This window comes from Pseudomonas sp. B28(2017) (assembly GCF_002113025.1).
Lineage (GTDB): Bacteria > Pseudomonadota > Gammaproteobacteria > Pseudomonadales > Pseudomonadaceae > Aquipseudomonas.
Map to the genome: position 1 here is coordinate 1 of NZ_NEJH01000015.1, position 26,102 is coordinate 26,102.

Here is a 26,102-nt window from a genome sequence, read left to right on the forward strand (position 1 = left end):
GAGGATCTGTTCCACGCAGGCCACGCTGGCTTCGATCTGGGCCGCAGCGCTGTGGTCGAGGGTCAGTTTCACCGGCTGCTGATAGACGTCACGCAGTTGAGCGAGGCTCAGTTGGCCGGGGATCAGGTTTAGTGTGTGCATTTTCAAGTTCCTTTAACCGGGGGTAAGCATTGGCAGGTTCAAGCCCTGCTCTTTGGCACATTTAATTGCAACTGGGTAACCGGCATCGACGTGTCATGAAACTTTGCAGGTTTACTGTCAGTCACGAAAAAGACGCTCAAGCGATCAATTCAAGCCAACCCAGGCAGTGGGCAAGCCAGCTTGTGCGCATCGTTGCGCGACAAGCGAATCAGTGGATGTCGCGAAGAGCCTCAAGGGACTCATACGCACACGCATTTACTTGTACATACAATCATATGCAATCAAGCGGCCAACTTGTTGGACAGGCATTCAAGAAAAATTCGGAAAGGGCTGCAGAGCACCAAAATCAAGGGCTCTGGCGTTGGCGAAATTTTTCGAGGGGATTTTTTGAGGACGAGGTGATTGTTACCTGAGCGTGTTTTTACGCTACACCGGTGGGGGTTGGTAACACCGGGGCTCACTTCGTCAGGACTGCAGGTTGCTCGACTGAGCTGAGGATAACGGCCTGTCGAATGGCAATGACTCAAAACAAAAGGGCCTTGCGGTGCAGGTCCGGGTTGAAACCTGCACCAGGAAGATCGCCATCTTTCAGGCTCTGTGCCAACCCGCAGGATTTACCCGCAGAACCGGCTTAGCATGCGCCTGCCACTGTTCGCTGAGGCGCAACGTAGACATCCTGTTGTTTCGCGCGCTGAGTCAGCACCAGCATCGCCAGGAACCCGAGCGCAATCAGTACCGGATAAGCCATCAACAGTTCGGAAAGGGAAAATTTCCAGGCCAAAGGGCGCCCGACACCCAGCATGGCGGCATACATCCAGGACACGGCCGATAACGAACCGCAGGCCAATGCCAGCATCCGCGCACTGAATCCGAGATTGAGCAAGGAGCCTGCCTTTTGCAGTGCCGGCAAAACCATGCGATGCAACAGGACGCCGTTGTAACTCAGCAAGGCGACAATAATCACTTTGGCTTGAAGCTTGGGATTCATAAAGTATTCGACACCTTTATCCTGGTAATCAATACCGATGACAGCGATCCCCGTTACCCACAAAGCTATTAGTGCAATGACAACAGACTTTTGAAGGCTTTCCATGTGAGCATTATCATGTTCAGTGAATACTTTCCGTTTTAAAAGATCTCTAACCATCGCGACATCACTGGTCAACACCAGACCAATGGCTACACAACACGCCACTAAATGAACGTAAACAACACCCAGACGCAAAAACTCCAGGAATTCTTTATTTTCCAGCAGACTCATAACTGTATTTATCGCCACGGTAATTTCTCCACCTTATTCGACAGTACAGATCGACTACTTGACAGGATTCTTGAACATTAAAAATCCTGTGCGATCTTACTTCTACAAGATAAGCCAAATCATCGACTCGGCACTGTTAACCTCATTGATTTGCCTGGCAAATCAATGACCGGCTTGTTTATTACCTCCCTGAGATCCAGATACCCCCCATTTGCACTCACTGCATTTTAGATTCGATTTCCATTTCTTTTTTTCAATTGCGGAAGCAGGCCATGGCTGCCGCGCTGAAAAATCAGAGGCCTCAGACGCCCCAATGTTCATTTTTCGAACAAGCCACCGACAAACGGTGCGTAGAGCAAGTGCACCTGAAGCGACAGTAACAAGCCAACTTTCCCGCTATCCCCCGCGACAACTGGGCTGCTTGATTACATGCACTTCGACAACTGCACATCGGATCCACTAGTTGTTATACATCCCACAACTCGCGCAATAGCGAGCGACTCTCATCCAGTGCAAACACCCACTGCATACTCCACGGCAATCCGGCCACATTCTCAAGCCGGCAGCAACGCAGGATCGATTGAAACTATCCGAGTATCAATCAAGTACATTAGCGATGTGGAAATTTGGTTTGCCGAGGCGAAACAAACTGCATTACGAGAATTCAGGTTAATACCGGAAACAACTCACGCTTGCATGAGCTGGTTACGCAAGCTGCTCAAAATCCGAAGTAAACAAATGCCGTAGCTACAGCAATCCCCCACGCGGCCAACGCCATGAGCGTTGAATTGTACACAAACCGGGAATCGCTCAATCGCTGCATGCCAGGCTTCGAAAAACCGTCCTGGTCATACCGGCAGTGCATGATTGCCCGGTAAGTATGCAGGAGGCCGAACAATAGAAACAGGGTGATCAAGCCGAGGACAAGTCCATGCCTGATGGTCGGTTCAACCAATGGCGCAAGGCGGTCCTGTTTGCAGGCAACGCTATCGACTTGCGCAACGGTAATTCGCTGATAGTCCGTCGATGACCTCTTTTGGCCGACCTGGATTGCCGCTTGTTGCTCCAGATCCAGCGCCTGATACTTCCAGAGCGTTGACGATCCTTTTCGGCAGAAGGTAAATGCAGCAGGACTTGAGACGGCGATAACAAAAGCGTCATTGATGTCCAGTTTTTCCAGCGTTTGCGTGGCTGACCTGGTGAAGCCCAGGTCGAAGACCGAAGTAACCCCGGTAGCAGAAGCCGCAACCGCAACCAACAGACTGCTCAAGAGGCAGATGGCTGAAATGTTCAAGGCCGGGTTTCCTTTTTTCCATTGTTTCTTTAGCTTTCGCAGTTCGGCTCCAACCTGCTTTGACGAGTTCCAGTACGCTGCTGGCACCCCGGTACCTGACGGGCAATCGAATGGAAGGAGAAAGGGAGGGCATCCATTGCCCTCCCCTCCCTCTACTGTCCCGCCCTCCTGCGACGGTACTGACCAGGACCTCAAGTAGCCAGAATGAAGTCCGTCTGATCAACGGCCGCACTGCTGACACCAACAAGACGGATGGAGTCCGCCCCGAACCCGACCACCGTGTCCGCCCCGTCCGCCGTTATGCTCACGTTGGCAGCGAACGTCGCGCTGGTGATCCCCAGCCCCGTGACATTGAGCAAGTCCTGCTCTGCGGCCAGACTGGCGCCGAAGTTCAAGATCGTATCGTTGCCGAATCCCGCGGCAGCAAACACGAAAGTATCGTTGCCGAAGCCGCCACTCATCACGTCGTTACCGCCACCGCCGATGAGCACGTCGTTACCCGCACCACCCACGATATTATTGCCGAGCGCGTTGCCGGTGCCCGCGAAGTTGCCGCTACCGCCGAAAAACAGATTTTCGACGTTGGCACCCAGGGTGTAGCTCGCGAGCGAGGTCCAGACCGTGTCGTTGCCGCCACCGGCGTTCTCGCCTACCACGTCCCCAAGGTCGGTGACTTCGTAGACATCGTTGCCAGCACCGCCGACCATCGTGTCGGCACCTGCGCCACCGATGAGGACGTCGTTACCCGCACCGCCCACGAGCGTGTTGTCGAGCACGTTGCCGGAGCCCGAAAAGTTGCCGCTGCCGCCGAAAAACATATTCTCGACGTTGGCACCCAGGCTGTAGTTCGCGAGCGAGGTCCAGACCGTGTCGATGCCGGCACCGGCGAGCTCGATCACCACGTCCCCAGCGTCGGTGGCTTCGTAGATATCGCTGCCATCACCGCCGACCATCGTGTCGGCACCTCCGGCACCGATGATGACGTCGTTACCCGCACCGCCCGCGATCGTATTGCCGAGCACGTTACCGGTGCCCGCGAAGTTGCCGCTGCCGCCGAAAAACAGATTCTCGACGTTGGCACCCAGGGTGTAGCTTGCGAGCGAGGTCCAGACTGTGTCGTTGCCGGCACCGGCGAGCTCGATCACCACGTCTCCAGCTTCGGTGACTTCGTAGATATCGCTGCCACCGCCGCCGACCATCGTGTCGGCACCTCCGGCACCGATGAGGATGTCGTTACCCGCACCACCCAGGATATTATTGCCGAGCACGTTACCGGTACCCGCGAAGTTGCCGCTGCCGCCGAAATACAGATTCTCGACGTTGGCACTCAGGGTATAGCTCGCGAGCGAGGTCCAGACCTCGTCGCTGCCGGCACCGGCGAGCTCGGTCACTACGTCCCCAACATCGGTGACTTCGTAGACATCGTTGCCATCACCGCCGGCCATCGTGTCGGCACCGCCACCGCCGATGAGCACGTCATTGTCTGCGTCACCATTGAGGAGGTCGTTGCCGCCCAAGCCGCTCAGGATGTCATTGCCAGCACCTCCGCTGGCAATGTCGTCGCCTGACGTGCCGGTCCATATGTCGACACCGGCAGTACCGACAAACACATCACCGGCGGCCACCGGGGCCGTAGCGTCGGACGCAATGCTTTCGGCCGTACCGAAGTCATCCACGTAACTGACCACCACGCGCACCTGATCGCCGACCTGAGCCAGGCCAAGCGTGAACGTGCTGGCGGTGGCTCCGACGATGTCGACGAAGGTGACCCCGTTGGTCTCCTGCCACTGGAATGTGAACTGCGGATTGCTGAGGCCATCGACGTCGATGATGGTCGACGTGTCGGCGGTCAACACCTGGTCCGGAAACGCAACCCCGAGAATGGTCGGCCCTGCAGTCGGTGCGTTGTTCCCCGACGAGTCGACGATCTCCAGCGTACCCCTGGCATCCTGATACACCGCCCGAACGCGAATGTTCAGACCGGCGACATCATCCGCCACCCGATAGGTGGCGCCGGTCGCCCGCGACACCTCGCCGGCGGCGAAAAAGGTGATGTCTTCAAAAACACCTGAGCCCGCAGCCCTTTCGACCTGCCAGTAGTAAGCCACGGGACCGGTAACCGCGCCGGTCGGATTGGCCGCACTCACGTTGTCCGTGTCGCGGACCGACTGATCGCTGACGCGCAACAGTTGGCCGGCGACAGACGCGTCGGTACGCGCACCGGTGGTAGCATCGAGGATTGCCAGACGCCCCACAGGACCGCTGTTCAAGGCGGTACCAACTCCGGACGGCCGCGCTTGGTCAGCGAACTGCAGACGCTCGATACCCGTCAGGCGATCGACCCCATCACGCCCGGCCACCAGGTCGGTCACGATGACGGTGTTGCCATCGACTGCGACGCTGTACTCCGAAAAATTACCGGAGAACACCGCAGTGTCGAAGTTGTCAGTGCCGGTCAGAATCTCCCGCACGATGACCAACTGGCCCGGGTTGTAAGTACCGTTGAGCATTGCCTGGACCATTGGCTCCATGCTGTCGAACGTGGCGATTTCCGCGCCGGTGCCATCAGCGTTTTCCCGTACGCTGATGCGTACGTTCAGCCACTTGTCACCATCGATGATGTCGTTACCACCGCGGCCTTCGATGAGGTCGCTGCCGCTGCCACCGAGGATGATGTTGCCGCCGTCGAAGAACGTCGCTCCGACTGGCAGCAGACCCGCCAGGCCGTCGATCAGGCTGATGTTGGTCAGCACACTGCCGGTTGCACCGGCGGTAGGCAGCGATGTCGCATCTTCGTTGTCACCGCGCAGGAAGTCACCGTGTGACGAACCCGACAGACCTTCCATGATGTCGAAACGCACCAGTGCCGAAGCCCCCGAACCCGGCTGCACGGGCACATCGAAGAAGCGGTCGCTGTAATCGATGGTCACGCCCTGGGCGAGATCCTTGAAGGTCGCCCAGTCATAGCCGGAGCCGCCGATATAGCGGTCACCGAAGCCGAGACTGCCGACCATGATGTCGTCACCGCCTTCGCCGTTGAACTTATCGTTCTCGTTACCGCCGACGAATACATCGTTGCCGATCACCGGATCGTTGCCGAGCGGATCGAAGTTGTCGCCAGGCGCACCGTCCGAGGTGCCCTTCTCGATCCAGTCGTCGCCTTCGTTACCCATGTCCTGTTCGTTGGCTTTGCTGCCCAGGATGAAGTCGTTGCCCTGGCCACCAATAGCCTCGGAGGCGTCCTCACCGGTCACGATGAAGTCGTTGCCGAATCCGCCAATGATCAGGTTGATGCCGTTGCCTCCGTGCAGCACGTCGTTGCCGTCGCCACCCTGGATGTTGTCGTCGCCACCGGTGTCGGTGATGATGTCGTCGCCGGCACCACCACGCAGCTGATCGTTGCCGTTACCGCCGTCGATGCGATCGTTGCCGCCATCACCCCAGACCGTGTCATCGCCATCGCTGGAGATGAGAATGTCTGCACCGTCAGTGCCACCGAGCACGATGTGCTCTTCACCACTGTACCGGATGTAGTTGGTGTCCAGCCCCACGGTCAGCGGGTTGTCGCGGAACACCACCTGCGCGAGGTTCGGACCAAGCGGATCGGCCGCGAGCAGGCCTTCGTTGAACTGCTTGCCCGGGTCCACTTCCAGGTAGAACGTCGGATCCGAGAACACCAGGCCCGGCAAGTGCGTGGCCGAGGTGTTGGCCATGATCAGCTTGGCGAACGAGTTGCTTTCAAGTTCGGCATTCATCGACAGGCCAGAGGTACGCTCCAGGTAGTAGAAGCGGTCGCCGTCCTGTAGTTTCTCCAGCTGGTTCTCGAACACGAAGTTGAAGGTCGAGCCGAGCATGCCGCCAAACGGAGTTTTCTGTTCGGCCAGGCCGCCGATCCACAGGTCGATGGCATCGACACCCGTGACCGTCACGTTCTTCAGGTCATCGGCAGTACCCAGTACCCCATCGCGACCGGCCAGCGTTACGTTGGCAAAGGCACCGGTGCTGTTGAGGAAGTCCAGGCGGTCAGCCGGGGCACCCGCACCACCCAAGACCAGCGCCAGGGCTGCAGCGCGTTTGTCTGCCAGTGTGGTCGCCGCCGTGATCGTGTCATGCGTGCCATAGGCCGCGATGAAGTTGATCAACGACTCCGGATGTTTGAGGTGCTGCACCAGGTCGACCCAGCTGTTGTACGGCTTGAGTTGGGTATCACCGGTCTGGCTGTAGATGTCGCGGCGGATCGCGTTGAGTGAGGGAATCCCCACGTCGCGGCCACGGGCAATGTTGATCGCCGGCAGGTCGAGCGGCAGACCGAGCAGGTTATTGCGCAGCGCCTCGGTGACGAACTCGTCGATCTCGTTACCGGTTTGCCGGGTTACCCCACGCACGATCGCGCTGGTCGCATCCTCGGGTGAAACGCCACTGGCGGCGTACGCCAACGGGTTGAGGAACGCCGCGATCAAGCCCAGTTGCTGATCGGGATTGGCGCTGGCCGGATCGCCCACTACGTTGAAATCGATATCGTAGCGATCGACGGTCTCGGTCAACATCGAGTGACCAAACCGGTACACGGTGTGGGCGAACTCGGCGACGATCGAGGGATCGAGGTCAACGTCGTAGACCTGGGTCGGTGCGAAGAACAGGTCGACGTTGGGCTGGATGGTCCGCGCAAATTCCTCGAACACCAGGTGCTGATACTGCATCTCGGTGCCGAACTTGGCAGCCTGGAACAAGCGCTCGCCATTCCACACCAGCGCATCGAACTCAGCCTGGGTGGTTGGCAACGCAGCCACCGGATTGAGCAGCCACTCGTTGAGGAAGGCCACGTCACCCGAATCGAGCACGGTGTCCTTGGTTTGCTGGACCAGGCGGTTGTGCTCGGAGTGGAAGATCGCATGCACCGCGGTCAGGCCGATGTTCTCGTTGACCCGGCCGTCGCCGGCGATGTAGTGAGCATCGAGCAGTTCGTTGTCATAGGTCAGGTTGTTGCCGCCCGGGCCAACAGGCTGCGCATTGCCGATATCGGTGTCGGCATCCGCCTGTAGAACCCCACCTACAGAAACCGGCACGGCGTTGTGGGCGATGTCGTTGAGGAAGGCATGGCCGGTGCGCACCGCGTTCACGAGGTTGACCGGGTTGGCCGGATCGCCTTCGACAAGCGTAGTGACGTCATCGGCGGTGCCGGCAATGCCATCCGCTCCGTTGTTGACCCGAATGACAACCTGCGGGAAGCCGTTCGCCCCCTTGATGAAGTTGCCATAGGCATCAGTCGCCAGCAGTGGGCCGCTGTCGATATCGGCGTCAGTCAGATTGATGCCAAGAATGTCACGGGCCTGCGCCTTGACCACCTTCCAGGTTGCCATGCCACCGATTTCAAGGTCGTCAGCGGTGCCAAACGTACCATCCGCCCCCAAGTCACGGTTAGTGATCAACCTGCCGGTGGCGACCGGTTCGCCCGCTGCGTTGAGTTCATAACCGCGCAGGAACACCTGGTGCGACGGATGCGAGCTATAGGTCTGGTTCTGGTCCACGAACGGCGTGGTGGTATTGGTGTGCTCATGGATGTCGTCGGCCGTGCCGAGAACACCATCCGGCCCTGGCAGGTTGGTCGCGCGGGTCAGCACCATGAAGTTGGTCGGGCTGCCTGGCACAAACAGCGGATCATCCGGTTGCAGCGGGATGAAGACGGTGCCCGAACCACCTTTGGTGACCAGGTCCAGACCATGATCGAAGAACTGCCCGAAGAAGGTCATCCAGGCGTTGAACGGCGCGGACAATCCCGCGTCCGCCGTGGTGTTCTCGAAAAAGTACACATCATGATCATCGGCAGTACCGAACTGACCATCCAGGCCGGGGCTGGCGACAATATGTACGCCATCCTTGAGCACATCGTCGTTACCCACCGCGCCAAAGTTGAGCACACCGTCCAGGCCCGGGTCGAAAGCCGTGGCATAGGCCGCCGGGTTGTTCGCCGTCTGATCGACGATCAGGTTACTGATGGTGCGCGGCTGCGAGTCAATCACAAGGCCGCTGGTCTGCGTATACGACGTTCCCCCTTCCGCCGGATTGAAGACCGGATCGGTCAGGCGCGGGAAGACGTTATCGGCGGCACCAAACTCGGTGTGATTGTTGCCGTTGAGGTTCATCAGGTTGTTGTTTGAGCCATCGACCGCACGCAAGCCCAGCGGCGAACGGATATTCGGGATCAGCGAGAGGATGCTCTGACCGGACGCTTCCGCCTCGGCAATCTTGATCTGGTCAAGGATGAAGTTGAGGTCGGAGCGGACCATGTGAAGGCCCGGGCCACCCGCGGTGGCATCGACTACAGGTACCGCCGCCGTTGGCGTGACCGGTGCACCGGGGGCTACGGCAGTCGTTGGCGTGGAGAACAGGATCTCCGTGGTACCGTGACCGTCCTGATAGATCGCCTTGACCCGCAACGACAACCCGGCGAGGTCAGGAGAGACCTTGAACGCGGTACCGTCGGCGCTTTGGAACGCCAGGTCGCCAGCCGGCAACAGGATGATGTCCTCGAATACGCCACTGCCTGGAGTGGCCTCGAACTGCCAGATGTAGGACACCGAGGAGTTGGTGATAAACCCCTGCGGATTACCTGGCGCGACGTTGTTGGCATCGCGCACCCCGGCCACGCTGACAGTCAGTGTGTCGCCCACCGTAATCGCCCCGCCGTTTCCATCCGAAAGGGTAGGACGGCCAACTGGTTGAGCATTCTGCCCTGGCACCAGCACTTGCTGGGTATCGGCGAATTGCAGGCGTTCGATATGCAGCAGGGTATCGGTGCCGTCGCGACCCGCTACGCTATCCGTCACCGTATAGACATCGTCCGCCAGATCGGCCGTGCCGCGGTCATCAACGGTAACCGTGTACTCGGACGCAATCCCGGAGTAGATGGCGGTGTCGAAGGCCGCCCCGCCCGTCGAGGTGCCGGGCATGATTTCCCGCACGGCCTTGAGTTGACCGGGGTTATAGGTGCGGTCCAGCATGAACGGGATCATGTCGACCATGCTGTCGAAGCTGGCGATTTCGGGACCGGTATGGTTGACATCACCAGCGGCATAAACGGCAATTCTGACGTTGATCCATTTGTCGCCGTCGATCAGATCATCACCGCCGCGGCCTTCGATCAGGTCACTGCCATTGCCGCCGAGGATGATGTTGCCCGTGGCAAAACCGGTGGTCGGCAATCCGGCATCGGCCAGGAACTGAGCCAGTCCGCGGATCAACGCGACATTGGTCAGCGCACTGCCCGTAGTACCACCGTGGTTGATGATAGTGACCGCGTCAACATCATCGCCTTTGAGCACGTCGCCGAAACTCGAGCCGGACAAGCCCTCGACCTCGGCAAAACGGTCAAGGATCGAGGCCGGCGAGGCGCCGACCGGATTGAACACCCCGGCATTCTGGTTTGGTGCATTGCCATGTGGTTGTGCCAGCGCGGCCAGACTCAGGTCAACGGTCACGCCAACCTTGTCATTCTTGTAGGTCACCCAGTCGAAGCCGGACATGCCGTCCATCTTGTCCTGGGCATCGCTGCCGACAAAGATGTCGTCGCCACCCTCGCCGATCATTTCGTCGAAGCCGCCACCACCGACAAAGATGTCGTTGCCGATCACATCGTCATTGAGCAGCGGCGAGAAGTTATCGCCTGGCGCACCGTCCTGGGTGCCCTTCTCGATCCAGTCATCACCTTCGTTGCCGGTAGGTGGCAGGTTGGTCTTGGCACCGAGGATGAAGTCGTCACCCTGGCCGCCGAAGGTGGTGCTGATGTCTTCGGTGGTGATGATGAAGTCCTGGCCGTCGCCACCCAGGATCAGGTTGCCTGCGGCAAGCATGCTGCCGACCACGATCACATCGTTACCGGCATTACCTTCCAGACGGTTGTCGCCGAACGAGTCGCTGATGATGTCATCGCCCGCGCCACCCAGTACCGCATCGTTCCCGGCACCGCCTTCGAGGACGTCATCGCCGGCGTCGCCGTAAAGGGTGTCATCGCCTTCACCGGAAATGATGATGTCATTGCCGGCGGTGCCTCCCATGACGATATGGTCTTCACCGGTGTACTGCAGATAATTGGTGTCCGGACCGACAGTGTCGGGGTTGTCGCGAATCACCAGCGGCACGACTTCCACGCCGTTGATCATGATGCCGCCTGTCGGATCGGCGCGGCCATCCACGCCAAGGCCAGTGAACTGACTGGCCTGGTTCACTTCAAGGGTGAACGTTGGCGTCAGGAACACGGTGTTCGACAAGTGGGTGACATCGGTGTTGAGCATGATCAGCTTGGCAAAGGAGTTGTTCTCAAGCTCAGTGCCGAAGTTCAGGCCCGCGGTACGCGACAGGTAGTAGAAGCGGTCGCCATTCTGCAACGCCTCCATCTGGGTTTCAAACACGAAATTGAACGTCGAGCCGAGCATGCCGCCGAACGGCATTTTTTCCTCGGCCAGGCCACCGACCCAGAAGTCGATGTCGTCAACGCCCGTGACCGTCACGCCCGTCTGGTCATCTGCAGTACCCAGTACCCCGTCCTTGCCGGCTGTCGTTACGTTGGCATAGATACCGGTGCTGTTGAGGAAGTCCAGGCGGTCAGCCGGCGAACCCGCACCACCCAATACCAGCGCCAGGGCTGCAGCGCGCTTGTCTGCCAGCGTGGTCGCCGACGTGATCGAGGTATGCGTGCCAAAGGCCGCGATGAAGTTGACCAGCGACTCGGGGTGCTTGAGGCTGTCCGCCAGGTCAGCCCAACTGATATAGGGCTTGAGTTGGCTGTCGCCGGTCATTGCGTAGAACTCACGGCGCGCCTCATTCAAGGTGGGGATGCCCGTGTCGCGACCACGCGCCAGGTTCAGGCTCGGCAAATCGAGCGGCAGACCGAGCAGGTTGTTGCGCAACGCTTCAGTGACGAACTCATCGATCTCGTTGCCGACCTGGCGGGTCACACCGCGAACGATCGCCCCTGCCGCCTGGTCCGCAGTCACCCCGCTGCCGGCGAACGCCAGCGGATTGAGGAAGGCCGCGATCAGGCCCAGTTGCGAGTCCGGGTTGGCCGGGTTGGTGAGGAGCGGATTGAACGCAGGATCGAAGCGATCGACGGTCTCGGTCAACATCGAGTGACCGAAGCGGTACACCACGTGGGCGAACTCGGCGAGGATTGCCGGGTTGATCGAGGTGTCATACCCGCTGGGCGCAAGGAACTCGTCGACCTGAGGCTGAATGGTCCGCGCGAACTCCTCGAACACCAGGTGCTGGTACTGCATCTCGGTGCCGAACTTGGCAGCCTGGAACAGGCGTTCGCCGTCCCACACCAGCGCCGCGATCCCGGCGGGGGTAGTCGGTATCGCGGTCACGTCGTCAACCAGCCACTCGTTGAGGAAGGCCAGGTCACCGGATGCCAGGATGGTGTCCTTGGACTGTTGGACCAGGCGGTTGTGCTCGGAGTGGAACACATGGTGCACGGTGGTCAGGCCGATGTTCTCGTTGACCCGGCCGTCGCCGGCAATGTAGTGGGCGTCGAGCAGTTCATTGTCATAGGTCAGGTTGTTGCCGCCTGGGCCAACGGGCTGTGCATTGCCAACAAGGGTATCGCCATCCGCCTGTAGAACCCCGCCGACGACTACCGGAGCGGCATTGTGGGCGATGTCGTCGAGGAAACCATGCCCGGTGCTCACGGCGTTGGCCAGGCTGATCGGAGCAGCCCGGTTGCCTTCGACCAGCTGAGTCACGTCATCAGCGGTCCCGGCGATGCCGTCGGCACCGTTACTGATACGAATCACCACCTGCGGCATGCCGTTCGGCCCACGGATGAAGTTGCCATACGCATCGGTTGCCAGCAGCGGCACGTTGTGTACATCGGCGTCAGTCAGGTCGATGCCGAGAATGTCACGGGCCTGGGCCTTGACCACCTTCCAGGTCGCCATGCCGCCATTTTCGCCGCTGCCATCATCGGCAGTGCCGAACTTGCCATCGGCGCCGAGATCGCGGTTGGTAATCAAGCGCCCTGTTGCAACGGGATCGCCTGCCGCGTTGAGGGTGTACTCACGCAGGAACACCTGATGCGACGGGTGCGAGCTGTAGGTCTGGCTCTGGTCGACGAACGGCGAGGTGGTGTTGGGCTGGCCATCATCGGTCGTGCCCAGTATTCCATCCGCGCCGGCGGTACGCACCGCACGTGGCAGCACCATGAAGTTGGTTGGGCTGCCCGGTACGAACAGCGGATCGTCCGGTTGCAGCGGAATGAACACGAAGTCGGTAGCGCTCTTGGTGACCAGGTCGAGACCGTGGTCGAAGAACTGGCCGAAGAAGGTCATCCACGAGTTGAAGCTGGCGGTCAGGCCGACGTCCGGCGACACGTTGGGCATGAAGAACACGTCCTTGTCATCGGCCGTGCCGAACACGCCATCCAGCCCGGGGCTGGTGACTATCTGTACGCCATCCTTGAGCACATCGTCGTTACCCACCGTGCCGAAGTTGAGCACACCGTCCAGGCCGGGGTCGAAAGCTGCGGCATAGGCCGCCGGGTTGTTGGCGGTCTGGTCGACGATCAGGTTACTGATAATCCGTGGTTGCGGATCGGTCACCGACCCTGTCCCGGCGTATGCCGGCGATAGAAAGGAAGGGTCAAGCAGGCGCGGGAAGGCATTGTCCGCGGCGCCAAACTCGCTCTGGCCGGTGACCAGGTTGTTGAAGCTGCCATCGACAGTACGCAGGCCGAATGGGACCTGAGCGTTGGGAAGCAAATCAATGAGGCTTGCGCCGTCGGCATTCGCTTCTGCAATAAAGATTTGTTTGAGGATGAACTCCAGATCCGACTTGCTGAAATTGGCCATTTTGGATTGCCCTCGATCTATTTGGGTAAAGGCACGGGACGAGAGAATCCGCCCGCGCCAAGTCAAGTGCTGGCTTGCGCAGTTTGTTGGTTATGTTTGTTTGCGAGAGATCTGGCGTTACCCGGGACCCGGGATACGCGCCTGGAATTCGCGTAGCGAATTGCTCGCCGGTCGATCAGGCAGAGCGGATTCGAGCCCTGGGCGGGTCATGGAATCGGGAAGTGAAGGCGAACGTCCTGGACAGCCCCTTCCCTCTGCAAAAGCACGAAATGATCGACATGATTCTGCTCCTCCCCGGGAAATCACCGCACCTTGCATTGCCAAAACGATGGCAAGCTTCAGGCGGGTGAGCCCCGCGATAACTAAGACTAAAGTTCCATAGCAATTCTTTGTCAATATTACGTCGCTAAAACAGACGACTGGTCCTTTAGTCTTACAACTGGCTGTTTTTAAACGACATATAGGCTGTTGAGTGCAGGTATAGAGCGAAATGTTATTTCGGATTGTTACTCCGCCACCTACGCTGCTGCATAAGGGAGCAACGCAGTGATTTCGCAAGACCCTCCATCCATAGAGCGACCAGCCTGCGTGCCCATAAGCTGTTGAAGGAACTACGTTTATCGTTAGCTGTTGCGCCACAAGGGCAACCGGCTTTTCGAAGTGGGAGAACCAACATGCCCAAGCAGTCGAGCATCCGTTCCGAACTGGCCGACGCGCTCTTTCGCCTGCGCCGCAGTTTTTACACACTGGCGGGGTTCAGCGGTGTGATAAACGTCATGATGTTGACGCCAGCCGTTTATATGCTGCAGGTCCATGATCAAGCCCGGTCAGTCGCAACGTCACGACGCTGGCGATGTTGGCTGTTCTGGAGATTGGACTGTTCTTGCTGATGCCCACACTGGAAATGGTCCGCACCCGCGTACTGATCCGGGTCGGCAACTGCCTCGACATGGACCTCAACCGGCGCATTTTCACCGCGGCATTCGAGCGCAACCTGAGCCGCTGGCCGAAGCCAATCAGACCGCCCTCTCCTCCGCCCAATACGCCAACGACAACCTGCGCAATGCCGAGGTCATCGAGGCCATGGGCATGCTGCCGTCGATCAGCAAGCGCTGGTACCTGAGCCATTTGCGCATTCTGGTTGGCGTCTGGCGCAAAGCTATTGAAAAGAGCTATTTCACGCCGGAAAAATAGAAGAACGTCTCCGATTATGCGAGAGCAGCTCGCAACGTCATGATCATCGCAATCGCTGCAAAACCTTGTCGATTCGGCCCTCACTGAATTCCCACACCGAATGCACTCATGAGGCAATTGAGTGGGAGGAAAAAGGGAGGGCATCCATTGCCCTCCCTTCTTTTATTGCCCTCTTGCGACAGTACTGACCAAAACCTCAAGTGGCCAGGATGAAGTCCGTCTGATCAACGCCCGCGCTGTTGACACCCACAAGGCGGATGGAGTCCGCTCCGATCCCGACCACCGTGTCCGCCCCGTCTGCCGTTATGGTCAGGCTGGGAGCGAACGTCGCGCTGGTGATCCCCATCGGCCTGAGATCGAGCAAGTCGTGCCCTGTGCCCGGATTGGCCAAGAAGTTCAGGACCGTATCGTTGCCGAAACCCGCGGCACCAAACACGAACGTATCGTTGCCGGCCACGCCGCCACTCATCACGTCGTTACCGCCAGCGCCGACGATGAAGTCGTCACCTGCCCCCCCCACGATCGTGTTGGCCAGCTCGTTGCCAGTGCCCACAAAGTTGCCACTGCCGCCGAAAAACAGATTCTCGACGTTGGCACCCAGGGTGTAGCTCGCGAGCGAGGTCCAGACGGTGTCGTTGCCGTCACCGAGGTTCTCGCCTACCACGTCCCCAAGGTCGGTGACTTCGTAGATATCGTTGCCGCCACCGCCGGCCATCGTATCGGCGCCTCCGTTACCGGTGAGGATGTCGTTACCCGCACCGCCCATAAGCGTGTTGACCAGCTCGTTGCCGGTACCCGCAAAGTTGCCGCTGCCGCCGAAAAACAGCTTGTCGACGTTGGCACTCAGGGTGTAGCTCGCGAGCGAGGTCCAGACTTCGTCGATGCCGCCACCGGCGAGCTCGATCGTCTGGTCCCCAGAGTCGGTGACTTCGTAGATATCGTTGCCGCCACCGCCGGTCATCATGTCGGCACCTGCGCCACCGATGAGGACGTCGTTACCCGCACCGCCCGCGATCTCGTTGTTGAGCACGTTGCCGTTGCCCGCGAAGTTGCCGCTGCCGCCGAAAAACAGATTCTCGACGTCGGCTCCCAGGGAGTAGCTTGCGAGCGAGGTCCAGACCGTGTCGCCACCACCACCGGCGGCCTCAATCACCTGGTCCCCAAGGTCGGTGACTTCGTAGATATCGTTGCCGCCACCGCCGACCATCGTGTCGGCACCTGCGGCACCGATGAGGATGTCGTTACCCGCACCGCCCACGATCGTGTTGTCGAGCACGTTGCCGCCGCCCGCGAAGTTGCCGCTGCCGCCGAAAAACAGATTCTCGACGTCGGCACTCAGGGTGTAGCGCGCGAGCGAGGTCCAGACCTCGTCGATGCCGCCACCGGCGAGCTCGGTCACCACGTCCCCAGCGTCAGTGACTTCGTAGATATCGTTGCCAATACCGCCGGCCATCGTGTCGGCACCAAGACCGCCGATGAGCACGTCATTGCCCTCGTCACCATTGAGGATGTCGTTGCCGCCCAAGCCGTTCAGGATGTCATTGCCAGCACCTCCGCTGGCAATGTCGTCGCCTGCCGTGCCGGTCCAGATGTCGACACCGGCGGTACCGACAAACACTTCACCGACCACTGTCGTTGCGGCAGAGATGACTCGCTCAAGCGTGCCGAGGCCATCGGTGAAACTAGCGACAACGCGAAGGCTCAATCCGACCTGCGCCTGAGTCGGCGTGAAGGTCGAGCCTGTCGCGCCGGCAATGTCCGTGAAGGGCACGCCGATCCCCCCTACTTGCCACTGATGCGTGACCACCCCAACTCCGTTGGCGTCGGTGAACGCATCCGTGGCGGTCAGGGCCAAGCCTTCCGTCGGGGTCGTATCGCTGATCAGCACCGTGCCAACCGGCAGGAAGTTGGCGGGGCTGCCGCCGAGCGGCGCAGTTGGCGCGGTCGGCGCCGAGAATACGCTTTCCAGCACGCCGTGGCTGTCCTGATAGATGGCCCTGACGCGCAGCGCCAGTCCCAGCTCAGCCGCGGTCACCGTGAAGGTCGAGCCGGTCGCGGTTCCCAGTCCACCGCCGAGCGCAATACCAATGTCGTCGAAGATACCGGTGCCCGGGTTCGTTTCGACCTGCCATACGAAGGCGATGGGACCGGTAATCTCAGTGCCTAGAGTGAGATTGTCGGCATCAGTGATGTCTGCCGCCGATACCGTCAACACTTGGCCAACGGCCGGCGTGCCATCGCTGATCCTCAGCAAGCCCACCGGCTCGGCGTTCAAGCCCGTCACCAGGACCTGCGTCTGATCGGCGAACTGCAGCCGCTCGATATTGCTGAGGGTGTCGATCCCGTCCCTGCCAACGACACTGTCGGTGACCGTAACGGTGCCGTTGGCGTTCTGGACCACTGTGTAATCGGCCAGAAGACCGGTGTACAAGGCCGTATCGAAGGAATGGCCAGGGTTAAGGGGGTCAGGCGCATCCGTCAGGATCTCACGGACGGCGACGAGTTGGCCGGGGTTGTAAGTGCCGTTGAGCATGAGCGGCTCCAACTGGACCATGCTGTCGAACGTTGCGATCTCCGGCCCGGTACCATCGATGTTCTGCCGCACGCTGATACGTACATTGAGCCACTTGTCACCGTCGACCAGGTCATCGCCACCACCCGCTTCGATGATGTCGCTGCCGCCGCCGCCGAGGATGATATTGCCGGCGGCGAACTGATCGTCTGCCGTGCCCACAATGCCGTCGAGGCCAGCAGCAGCGGCGCCGACGAACGAGCGCAGGCCGCTGACCAGGTCGAAGTTGGTGAGCACGCTGCCCTGGGCACCGGCAGCCGCGATCACGGTGGCATCGGCATCATCGCCGCGCAGGATGTCGCTGAAGTGCGATCCCGTCAGACCTTCCACCTGACGGAACCGAGCCACAGTTGCGGCCAACTCCGGCAGTGGCGGCGCGAGAGCGATATCGGCGAGGCCCAGGTCGACGGACACGCCGAACGGGTCGTCCTTGAAGCCGGCCCAGTCGTAACCGGAGCCACCCAGGTAACGGTCCCCCGCGCCGCCGTTGCCGAACATGATATCGTCGCCGCCTTCGGCCATGAATCTGTCGGGCGAGCCGGTGCCGATGAAGATGTCGTTGCCGCGTATCGGGTCGAGCCCGTTCGGGTCGAAATTGTCGCCGGGAGCGCCATCGGCGGTTCCTCTCTCGATCCAGTCGTCACCTTCGTTACCCATCAGTTGTTCGTCGGCGACACTGCCCATGATGAAGTCGTCGCCCGCGCCGCCGAAGACCTCCGAGGAGTCCTCACCGGTGACGATGAAGTCCTTGCCGAAGCCGCCGAGGTTCAGGTTCAGGCCGTTGCCACTGTGGATGACGTCGTTGCCGTCGCCACCGTGGATGGTGTCGTCGCCGCCCATGTCGCTGATGATGTCGTCACCATCGCCCCCGACGATGAAGTCGTTGCCGTTGCCACCCTCGAGGCGATCATTGCCGCCGTCGCCATAGAGCGTGTCGTCGCCGTCGCCAGAGATGAGAGTCTCATTGCCGGCCGCGCCACCGAGCACCACATGGTCTTCGCCGGTGTACTGCAGGTAGTTGGTATCGGCGCCGACCGTCGCGGGATTGTTCCGAATCACCAGCGGAACCAGGGCGCTGCCGCCGACAGGATCGGTATTACCGGGCAGGTCGTCGACGGTGCCTACTATGCCGTCTGGACCTGCGATCACGCTCTCGTTGAACTGCCTGGTCGGGTCGACCTCAAGGGTAAAGGCCGGAGTCAAGAACATGACGGCCGGGAGATGGGTCGCATCGGTGTTGGCCATCACCAGTCTCGCGAACGAGTTGTTCTCCAACTCGGTGACGAAGTTTTGCCCCGCGTTGCGATCCAGGTAGTAGAAGCGGTCGGCGTTCTGCAGCTTCTCCATCTGGTTCTCGAACACGAAGTTGAAGGTCGAGCCGAGCATGCCGCCAAACGGCATTTTTTCCTCGGCGAGGCCGCCGATCCAGAGGTCGATGTTGTCCAGACCGGTGATGGTGACGCCGGTCGGGCCACTCGCCCAGGCGCCGGTGCTATTGAGGAAGTCCAGCCGGTCCGCCGGCTCGCCGGCGCCGCCCAACACCAGGAGAGAGGCCGCGGCGCGCTTCCCATCGAGCGTGGTGGCGCTGGTAATGGAGGCGTGCGTGCCATAGGCGGCGATGAAGTTGATCAGCGATTCCGGGTGCTTCAGGTGTTGCACCAAATCGGCCCAGCTGATGTAGGGCTTCAGGTTGCTGTCGCCGGTTGCGGTGAAGAACTCACGACGCGCCTCGTTCAGGGTCGGAAGCCCGGTATCACGGCCGCGCGCGATGTTGAGGGCGGGCAGGTCGAGCGGCAGGCCCAGCAAGTTGTTGCGCACCGCTTCGGTGACGAACTCATCGATCTCGTTACCGACCTGACGCGTCACGCCGCGGACGATGGCACCGGCCGCCTGCGCAGGGGTCGGGCCGCTGGCGGCAAACGCCAGCGGATTGAGGAAGGCCTGAATCAGGCCGATATCGCTCGAGACGAAGTTGGGGTCCAGCCGGTCGATGGTCTCGACCAGCATCGAGTGGCCGAGGCGGTAGACCGCGTGCGCGAACTCGGCGACGATCGCCGGGTCGATCTCGGTTTGATAATTCTGGTGTTCAGGAATGAAGGCATCGATGTTCGGCTGAATGGTACGCGCGAACTCTTCGAACACCAGGTGCTGGTACTGCATCTCGGTACCGAATTTCGCCGCCTGGAACAGGCGCTCTCCGTTCCAGTGCAGGGCAGCGATCTCAGCCGCGGTTGTTGGCAATACCAACAATTGGGCATCGGGCATCAGCCACTGGTTCAGGAAGTTGACATCGTTGGAGGCGATGGCCACATCCTTGGTGTGCTGGACCAGACGGTTGTGCTCCGAGTGGAAGATGGAGTGGACGGTGGTCAGGCCGATGTTCTCGTTGACCCGGCCGTCGCCGGCAATGTAGTGCGCGTCGAGCAGCTCGTTGTCGTAGAAGCCCGCGGCCACCGGGCCGCCCGCAACGGTGTCTACATCAGGCAGGAGCGCTGCGCCAGTCTGACCATCCACCGGAACGGCAGTGTGGGCGATATCGATGAGGAACTGGTGGCCGGTGCGCACGGCATTGACCAGGCTGATCGGCGCCGCCGGATTACCCTCGACGAGAACATCATCGGCGGTATCCGGAATACCATCCGGGCCCGTCATCATGACCATCGGGAAGCCGTTCGGGCCCTTGATGAAATTGCCGTAGGCATCGGTGGCAAGCAGCGGCACGTTGTCGAAGTCGGCATCGGTAAGATCAATGCCAAGCAGGTCGCGCGCCTGCGCCTTCACCACTTTCCAGGTGGCCATCCCACCGATTTCGACGTCGTCGGCAGTGCCGAACAGGCCATCGGCGCCCAGGTCACGATTGGTGATCAGCTTGCCGGTCGCCACCGGCGCGCCAGCGGCATTGAACTCGTAGGCGCGCAGGAACACCTGGTGCGAAGGGTGCGAGGTATAGGTCTGGTTCTGGTCGACGAACGGCGTGGTGGTGTTTGAAGCCTCGTGGATGTCGTCGGCGGTGCCAAGGATGCCATCGGGCCCGGGCAGGTTGGTGGCCCGCGTCAACACCATGAAGTTGGTCGGGCTACCCGGAACAAACAGCGGATCGTCCGGCTGCAGCGGGATGAACACCGTGCCGCTGCCGCCCTTGGTCACCAGGTCGAGGCCGTGGTCGAAGAACTGACCGAAGAAGGTCATCCAGGTATTGAACGGTGCGGACAGGCCCAGGTCCGGCGCCTGGTTAGGCATGAAAAAGGTCTGGAACGTCGTGCCGTCGGTACGGGTTCCAGTAACCACCTGCGCACCGTCCTTCAAGACATCGTCAACCGTGCCGAGGATGCCATCCAGGCCCGGATCGAACGTGGCCGCGACCGCCGCCGGGTTGGTGGCGGTGCTGTCGGCGATCAAATTGCTGATGGTGCGCGGCTGCGAGTCGTTCACCAGGCCGCTGGTCTGGGCGTAAGTGGTGCCCGCCTCCGCCGTATCGAACTGCGCCGGAACCAGTCGCGGGAAGATCGTGTCGGCTGCACCGAACTCGTTCTGACCCGTCACCAGGTTGTTGAACGACCCATCGACCGTGCGCAGGCCCATACCCACCCGTGCATTTGGTAGCATGCTGAGGAGATCCTCACCGGCCGCATTCCTTTCCGCGATCTGAATCTGATCGAGAATGAACTGCAGATCGGCCCGGATATAGTGCACACCGGTACTGGCGACCGGAGTCTCGACCGGCAGCGGGGCTGCCGGTGGTGGAGCAACGCCGGCTACGACCGCTGCGGTTGGAGCAGAGAACACTGTCTCGAGCACGCCATTTTGATCCTTGTAGACGGCCCTGACGCGTAATTCCAGCCCGGCGAGATCCGGGGTCACCCTGAAGGTCGGCCCGGACATACGCTGCGAGGCTGCTCCGCCGTCGACAAGACGGATAATGTCTTGAAAGACGCCTGAGCCCGGAATCGCTTCGAACTGCCAGAAGAAGGCGATCGGTCCGGCGATCGCATCGCCGGTAGCGACGTTGTCCGCATCAGTCACGCCGGCAGCCGATACCCTCAGCAGTTGACCCGTGGTCGGTGTAGCGTCCGGAGTGTTGCTGGCGGCATCGAGTATGGTCAGCAAGCCCAGCGGGTCGTTGTTGAGCCCGACCCCGCCTGGCAGGGTGAGCGACTGATCGTTGAACTGCAGCCGCTCGATATTGGTCAGGCGGTCGGTGCCGTCGCGCCCGACGACGCTGTCGACCACGGTAGTCACGCCGCCCACAGTGGTGACGGTATAGTCGAGTCGGTTGCCAGTGAACAAGGCCGTGTCAAAGGCGGGAGCATCCGTCAGGATCTCGCGGACGATGACCAACTGACCGGGGTTGAAGGTGCCATTGAGCATGAACGGGATCATGGGCTCCATGCTGTCGAAGGTGGCGATCTCCGGCCCGGTTCCGTCAAGGTTCTGGCGCACACTGATGCGCACATTCAGCCACATGTCGCCGTCGACCAGGTCGTCACCGCCGCGGCCTTCGATGATGTCGCTGCCACCACCGCCGAGGAGGATGTTGCCCGCGCCGAACTGATCGTCTGCCGTGCCCAGGATACCGTCCGGGCCGGCTGCAGCCGCGCCAAGAAACGCCCGCAGACCGGCGACGAGGTCAATATTGGTGAGCACGCTGCCTTGGACACCGGCAGCGGCGATCGTGATCGCGTCGGCATCATCGCCGGTCAGCATGTCACTGAACACCGACCCCGACAGACCTTCCACCTGGGCGAATTTGGTATGCACGCCTGCAACAGAAGGCGACAGGGCCGATTGTTCGAAGACGATGCGGTTCATGTCCACAGTCACACCGAAACGATCATCCTTGTAGGTGGCCCAGTCGAACCCGGACATGCCCAACATCTTGTCCGGGCCCTCACTGCCGATGAAGATGTCATCGCCGCCTTCACCGATCATTTCATCGAAGCCGCCGTCACCGCCGAAGACGTCGTTGCCGCCGGTCAACTCTGTCAGCAACGCCAGTGGCAGGTTACCGGCGAAATTGTCGCCAGGGGCGCCGTCCTGGGTCCCGACCTCGATCCAGTCGTCGCCGTCGCCGCCCATCATTTGTCCGTTCAGCCGGCTGCCGAGCATGAAGTCATTGCCGGCGCCAGCGAAGATCTCCGTAACGTCCTCGCCGGTGACGGTGAAGTCGTTGCCGTCACCGCCGAGGATGATATTGGTGCCGTTGCCGCCGTGGATGACGTCGTTGCCGGCCCCTCCGTGGATGACGTCGTCGCCACCCATGTCGGTGATGATGTCATCGCCATCGCCACCCTCGATCTCGTCATTGCCGTAGCCGCCTTCGAGGCGATCATTACCGGCGTCGCCCCAGAGCGTGTCGTCGCCGTCGCCAGAGACGAGAATGTCATTGCCGACGGTGCCGCCGAGCACGACATGGTCTTCGCCGGTGTACTGCAGGTAGTTGGTATCGGGCCCGACCGTCGCGGGGTTGTCGCGAATGACCAGCGGTGTGACCACGACCCCGTTGATGATGATGCCGCCAGTGGGATCGGTGTTGCCAGGCAGGTCGTCGACGGTGCCCACAATGCCGTCCGGACCGGCAATCACGCTCCGGTTGAACTGCTTGGTGGGGTCAACCTCGAGAGTAAAGGTCGGGCTCGAGAAGATGAGGGCCGGGAGATGGGTCGCGTCGGTGTTGAGCATCACCATCTTGGCGAACGAGTTGTTCTCGAGCTCGCTCAGGAAGTTGAGTCCCTGGGTGCGGTGCAGATAGTAGAGCCGGTCGCCGTTTTGCAGCTTCTCGAGCTGGTCCTCGAAGACGAAATTGAAGGTCGAGCCGAGCATGCCGCCGAACGGCATTTTTTCCTCGGCCAGGCCGCCGATCCAGAAATCGACGTTGTCCAGGCCGGAGATGGTGAAGTCGTCTGCAGTGTTCAGAATACCGTCCGCTCCGGCGTTGTTCGTCCAGACACCGGTGCTGTTGAGGAAGTCCAGACGATCCACCGGCTCACCGACGCCGCCCAACACCAGGAGCGTGGCCGCTGCGCGTTTCGCGTCGAGCGTGGTGGCGCTGGTAATGGAGGCGTGCGTGCCGTAGGCGGCGATGAAGTTGATCAGCGATTCCGGGTGCTTCAGGTGTTGCACAAAATCGGCCCAGCTGGTGTAGGGCTTCAGCTGGCTGTCGCCGGTACCTGCGTAGAATTCACGGCGCGCCGCGTTCAAGGACGGGATGCCGGTATCGCGGCCGCGCGCGATGTTGAGGGCGGGCAGGTCGAGCGGCAGGCCCAGCAAGTTGTTGCGCACCGCTTCGGTGACGAACTCATCGATCTCATTGCCGACCTGGCGGGTCAAGCCGCGAACGATGGCACCGGCCGCCTGCTCCGGGGTCGGGCCGCTGGCCGCAAACGCCAGCGGGTTGAGGAAGGCCTGAATCAGGCCGATCTCGCTGGAGACGAAGTTGGGGTCCAGCCGGTCAATGGTCTCGGTCAGCATCGAGTGGCCGAAGCGAAAGACCGTGTGCGCGAACTCGGCGACGATCGACGGATTGATCGTGTCATCGAAGTCAAGGAAGGCATCGACCTGCGGTTGAATGGTGCGCGCGAACTCTTCGAACACCAGGTGCTGATATTGCATCTCGGTGCCGAATTTTGCCGCCTGGAACAGGCGCTCACCGTTCCAGTTCAAGGTCGACAGATCAGCAGGAACAGCCGTGACGGGCGTCAGCAGCCACTGGTTCAGGAACGTCAGGTCGCCGGCGACCGTTGAGGCGAGGACCGTGTCCTTGGTCTGCTGGACCAGCCGGTTGTGTTCCGAGTGGAAGATGGAGTGGACGGTGGTCAGGCCGATGTTCTCGTTGACCCGGCCGTCGCCGGCGATGTAGTGCGCGTCCAACAGCTCGTTGTCGTAGGTGCCGGGCGCTTGCGGGCCGCCAATGACGGTGTCCGCGTCAGGCGTCAGGCCGCCGGTCGGATCGGCGCTATGCGCGATGTCGATGAGGAACTGGTGGCCGGTGCGCACGGCGTTTATCAGGCTGATTGGCGCGGCCCGATTACCTTCGACGAGCACGTCGTCGGCGGTGCCGGCAATGCCATCCGCGCCCTTCATCACGACTTGCGGAAGGCCGTTGGGGCCCTTGATGAAGTTGCCGTAGGCATCGGTCGCCAGCAGCGGCAGGTCGAACACATCCGCATCGGTCAGGTTGATCCCGAGCAGATCATGGGCCTGGGCCTTGACTACCTTCCAGGTAGCCATGCCACCGATTTCGACGTCGTCGGCGGTGCCGAACACACCATCGGCACCCAGGTCACGATTGGTGATCAGCTTGCCGGTCGCCACCGGCGCGCCGGCGGCATTGAGCTCATAGGCGCGCAGGAATACCTGGTGCGAGGGATGCGAGCTGTAGGTCTGGTTCTGATCGACGAATGGCGTGGTGGTGTTTGAAGCCTCGTGGATGTCGTCGGCGGTGCCAAGGATGCCATCGGGCCCGGGCAGGTTGGTGGCCCGCGTCAACACCATGAAGTTGGTCGGGCTACCCGGAACGAACAGCGGATCGTCCGGCTGCAGCGGGATGAACACCGTACCGTTGCCGCCCTTGGTCACCAGATCGAGACCGTGGTCGAAGAACTGACCGAAGAAGGTCATCCAGGGATTGAACGGTGCGGACAGTCCCACGTCCGGCGACTGGTTAGGAATGAAAAAGGTCTGGAACGTCGTGCCGTCGGTACGGGTTCCGGTCACGACCTGCGCACCGGGCTTCAAGACATTGTCAGCGGCCTCATTAACGGGCGTCAGGGGATTGTCAAGCAGTATGCCATCCAGACCGGGATCGAACGTGGCCGCGACCGCCGCCGGGTTATTGGCGGTATTGTCGACGATCAGGTTGCTGATGGTGCGTGGCTGCGAGTCGATCACCAGGCCGCTGGTCTGGGTGTAAGAGGTGCCCGCCTCAGCCGGGCGGAAGACTGGAGTGGTCAAGCGCGGGAAAATGTTGTCGGCTGCGCCGAACTCGCTCTGACCCAGTCTCAGGTTGTTAAACGTCCCATCGACCGTACGCAGACCGAAAGCAAACTCCGGGTTCGGTATCAGGTCGACAAGCGACCGACCGGCCGAGTTTGCTTCCGCAATGAAAATCTGCTGGAGAATGAACTCCAGGTCCGACTTGTTGAAATTGGCCATTTTGGGTTGCCCTCGATCTGTCCGGGTAAAGGCACGGGACGAGAGAATCCGCCCGCGCCAAGTCAAGTGCTGGCTTGCGCAGCTTGTTAGTCATGTTTTTTGGCGAGAGATCTGGCGTTACCCGGGACCCGGGATACGCGCCTGGAACTCGCGAGATGAGTTGCTCGCCGGGCGATCAGGCAGAGCGGATTCGAGCCCTGGGCGGGCCATGGAATCTGGAAGTGAAGGCGAACGTCCTGGACAGCCCCGTCCCTCTGAAAAAGCACGAAATGAGCGACATGACTCTGCTCCTCTCGGGAGAATCACCGCGCCTTGCGTTGCCAAAGCGATGGCAAGCTTCAGGCGGGCGTCCCACCCCGATAACTAAGACTAAAGTTCCATAGCAGATCTTTGTCAATATTACGTCGCCAAAACGGACGACTGGTCCTTTAGTCTTACAACTGGCTGTTTTTAAACGACATATAGGCTGTTGAGTGCAGGTATAGAGCGAAATGTTATTTCGAATTGTTACTCCACCACCTACGCTGCTGCATAAGGGAGCAACGCAGCGATTTCGGAAGACTCGCCATCCACAGAGCGACCAGCCTGCGTGCGCATAAGCTGTTTGAGGAACTACATTTACCGTTAGCTGTTGCGCCACAAGGGCAA

The 26,102-nt window shown here is 60.6% G+C and carries 4 protein-coding genes and 2 pseudogenes; 1 reads left to right on the forward strand and 5 read right to left on the reverse strand.

What is annotated here, in order from left to right; translation table 11 throughout:
* Positions 1-153: 153 nt before the first annotated feature.
* The 4 genes and pseudogenes from CAF65_RS29135 to CAF65_RS25135 all read right to left on the reverse strand — a co-directional run.
* A pseudogene (locus tag CAF65_RS29135) lies at positions 154-234 on the reverse strand (hypothetical protein); the annotation flags it as partial.
* A 538-nt stretch (positions 235-772) separates the two neighbouring features.
* Positions 773-1,420: a hypothetical protein gene (locus CAF65_RS25125; protein WP_085718695.1), complete on the reverse strand. Its 648-nt coding sequence runs from the start codon at positions 1,418-1,420 to the stop codon at positions 773-775.
* A 700-nt stretch (positions 1,421-2,120) separates the two neighbouring features.
* Complete coding sequence (locus CAF65_RS25130) at positions 2,121-2,696, reverse strand: hypothetical protein (protein ID WP_085718696.1); 576 nt, start codon at positions 2,694-2,696, stop codon at positions 2,121-2,123.
* 191 nt (positions 2,697-2,887) lie between these two features.
* A complete protein-coding gene (locus CAF65_RS25135) occupies positions 2,888-13,537 on the reverse strand; it encodes a peroxidase family protein (RefSeq protein ID WP_085718697.1) in 10,650 nt (3,549 codons plus the stop codon).
* Between the two features lie 674 nt (positions 13,538-14,211).
* On the opposite strand from CAF65_RS25135, the pseudogene CAF65_RS25140 reads away from it, so the two are divergent.
* Positions 14,212-14,677, forward strand: a pseudogene (locus CAF65_RS25140) (type I secretion system permease/ATPase); the annotation flags it as partial.
* Positions 14,678-14,927: 250 nt separating this feature from the next.
* On the opposite strand, the gene CAF65_RS25145 reads toward CAF65_RS25140, so the two are convergent.
* Positions 14,928-25,454 (reverse strand): peroxidase family protein, encoded by a 10,527-nt coding sequence (locus CAF65_RS25145; protein ID WP_085718699.1) that lies wholly within the window; start codon positions 25,452-25,454, stop codon positions 14,928-14,930.
* Positions 25,455-26,102 lie beyond the last annotated feature (648 nt).

Bases quoted from the DNA above. Each gene is read 5' to 3' on its own strand.
- CAF65_RS25135 (WP_085718697.1), bottom strand. From the start codon at position 13,537: ATGGCCAATTTCAGCAAGTCGGATCTGGAGTTCATCCTCAAACAAATC.
- CAF65_RS25145 (WP_085718699.1), bottom strand. From the start codon at position 25,454: ATGGCCAATTTCAACAAGTCGGACCTGGAGTTCATTCTCCAGCAGATT.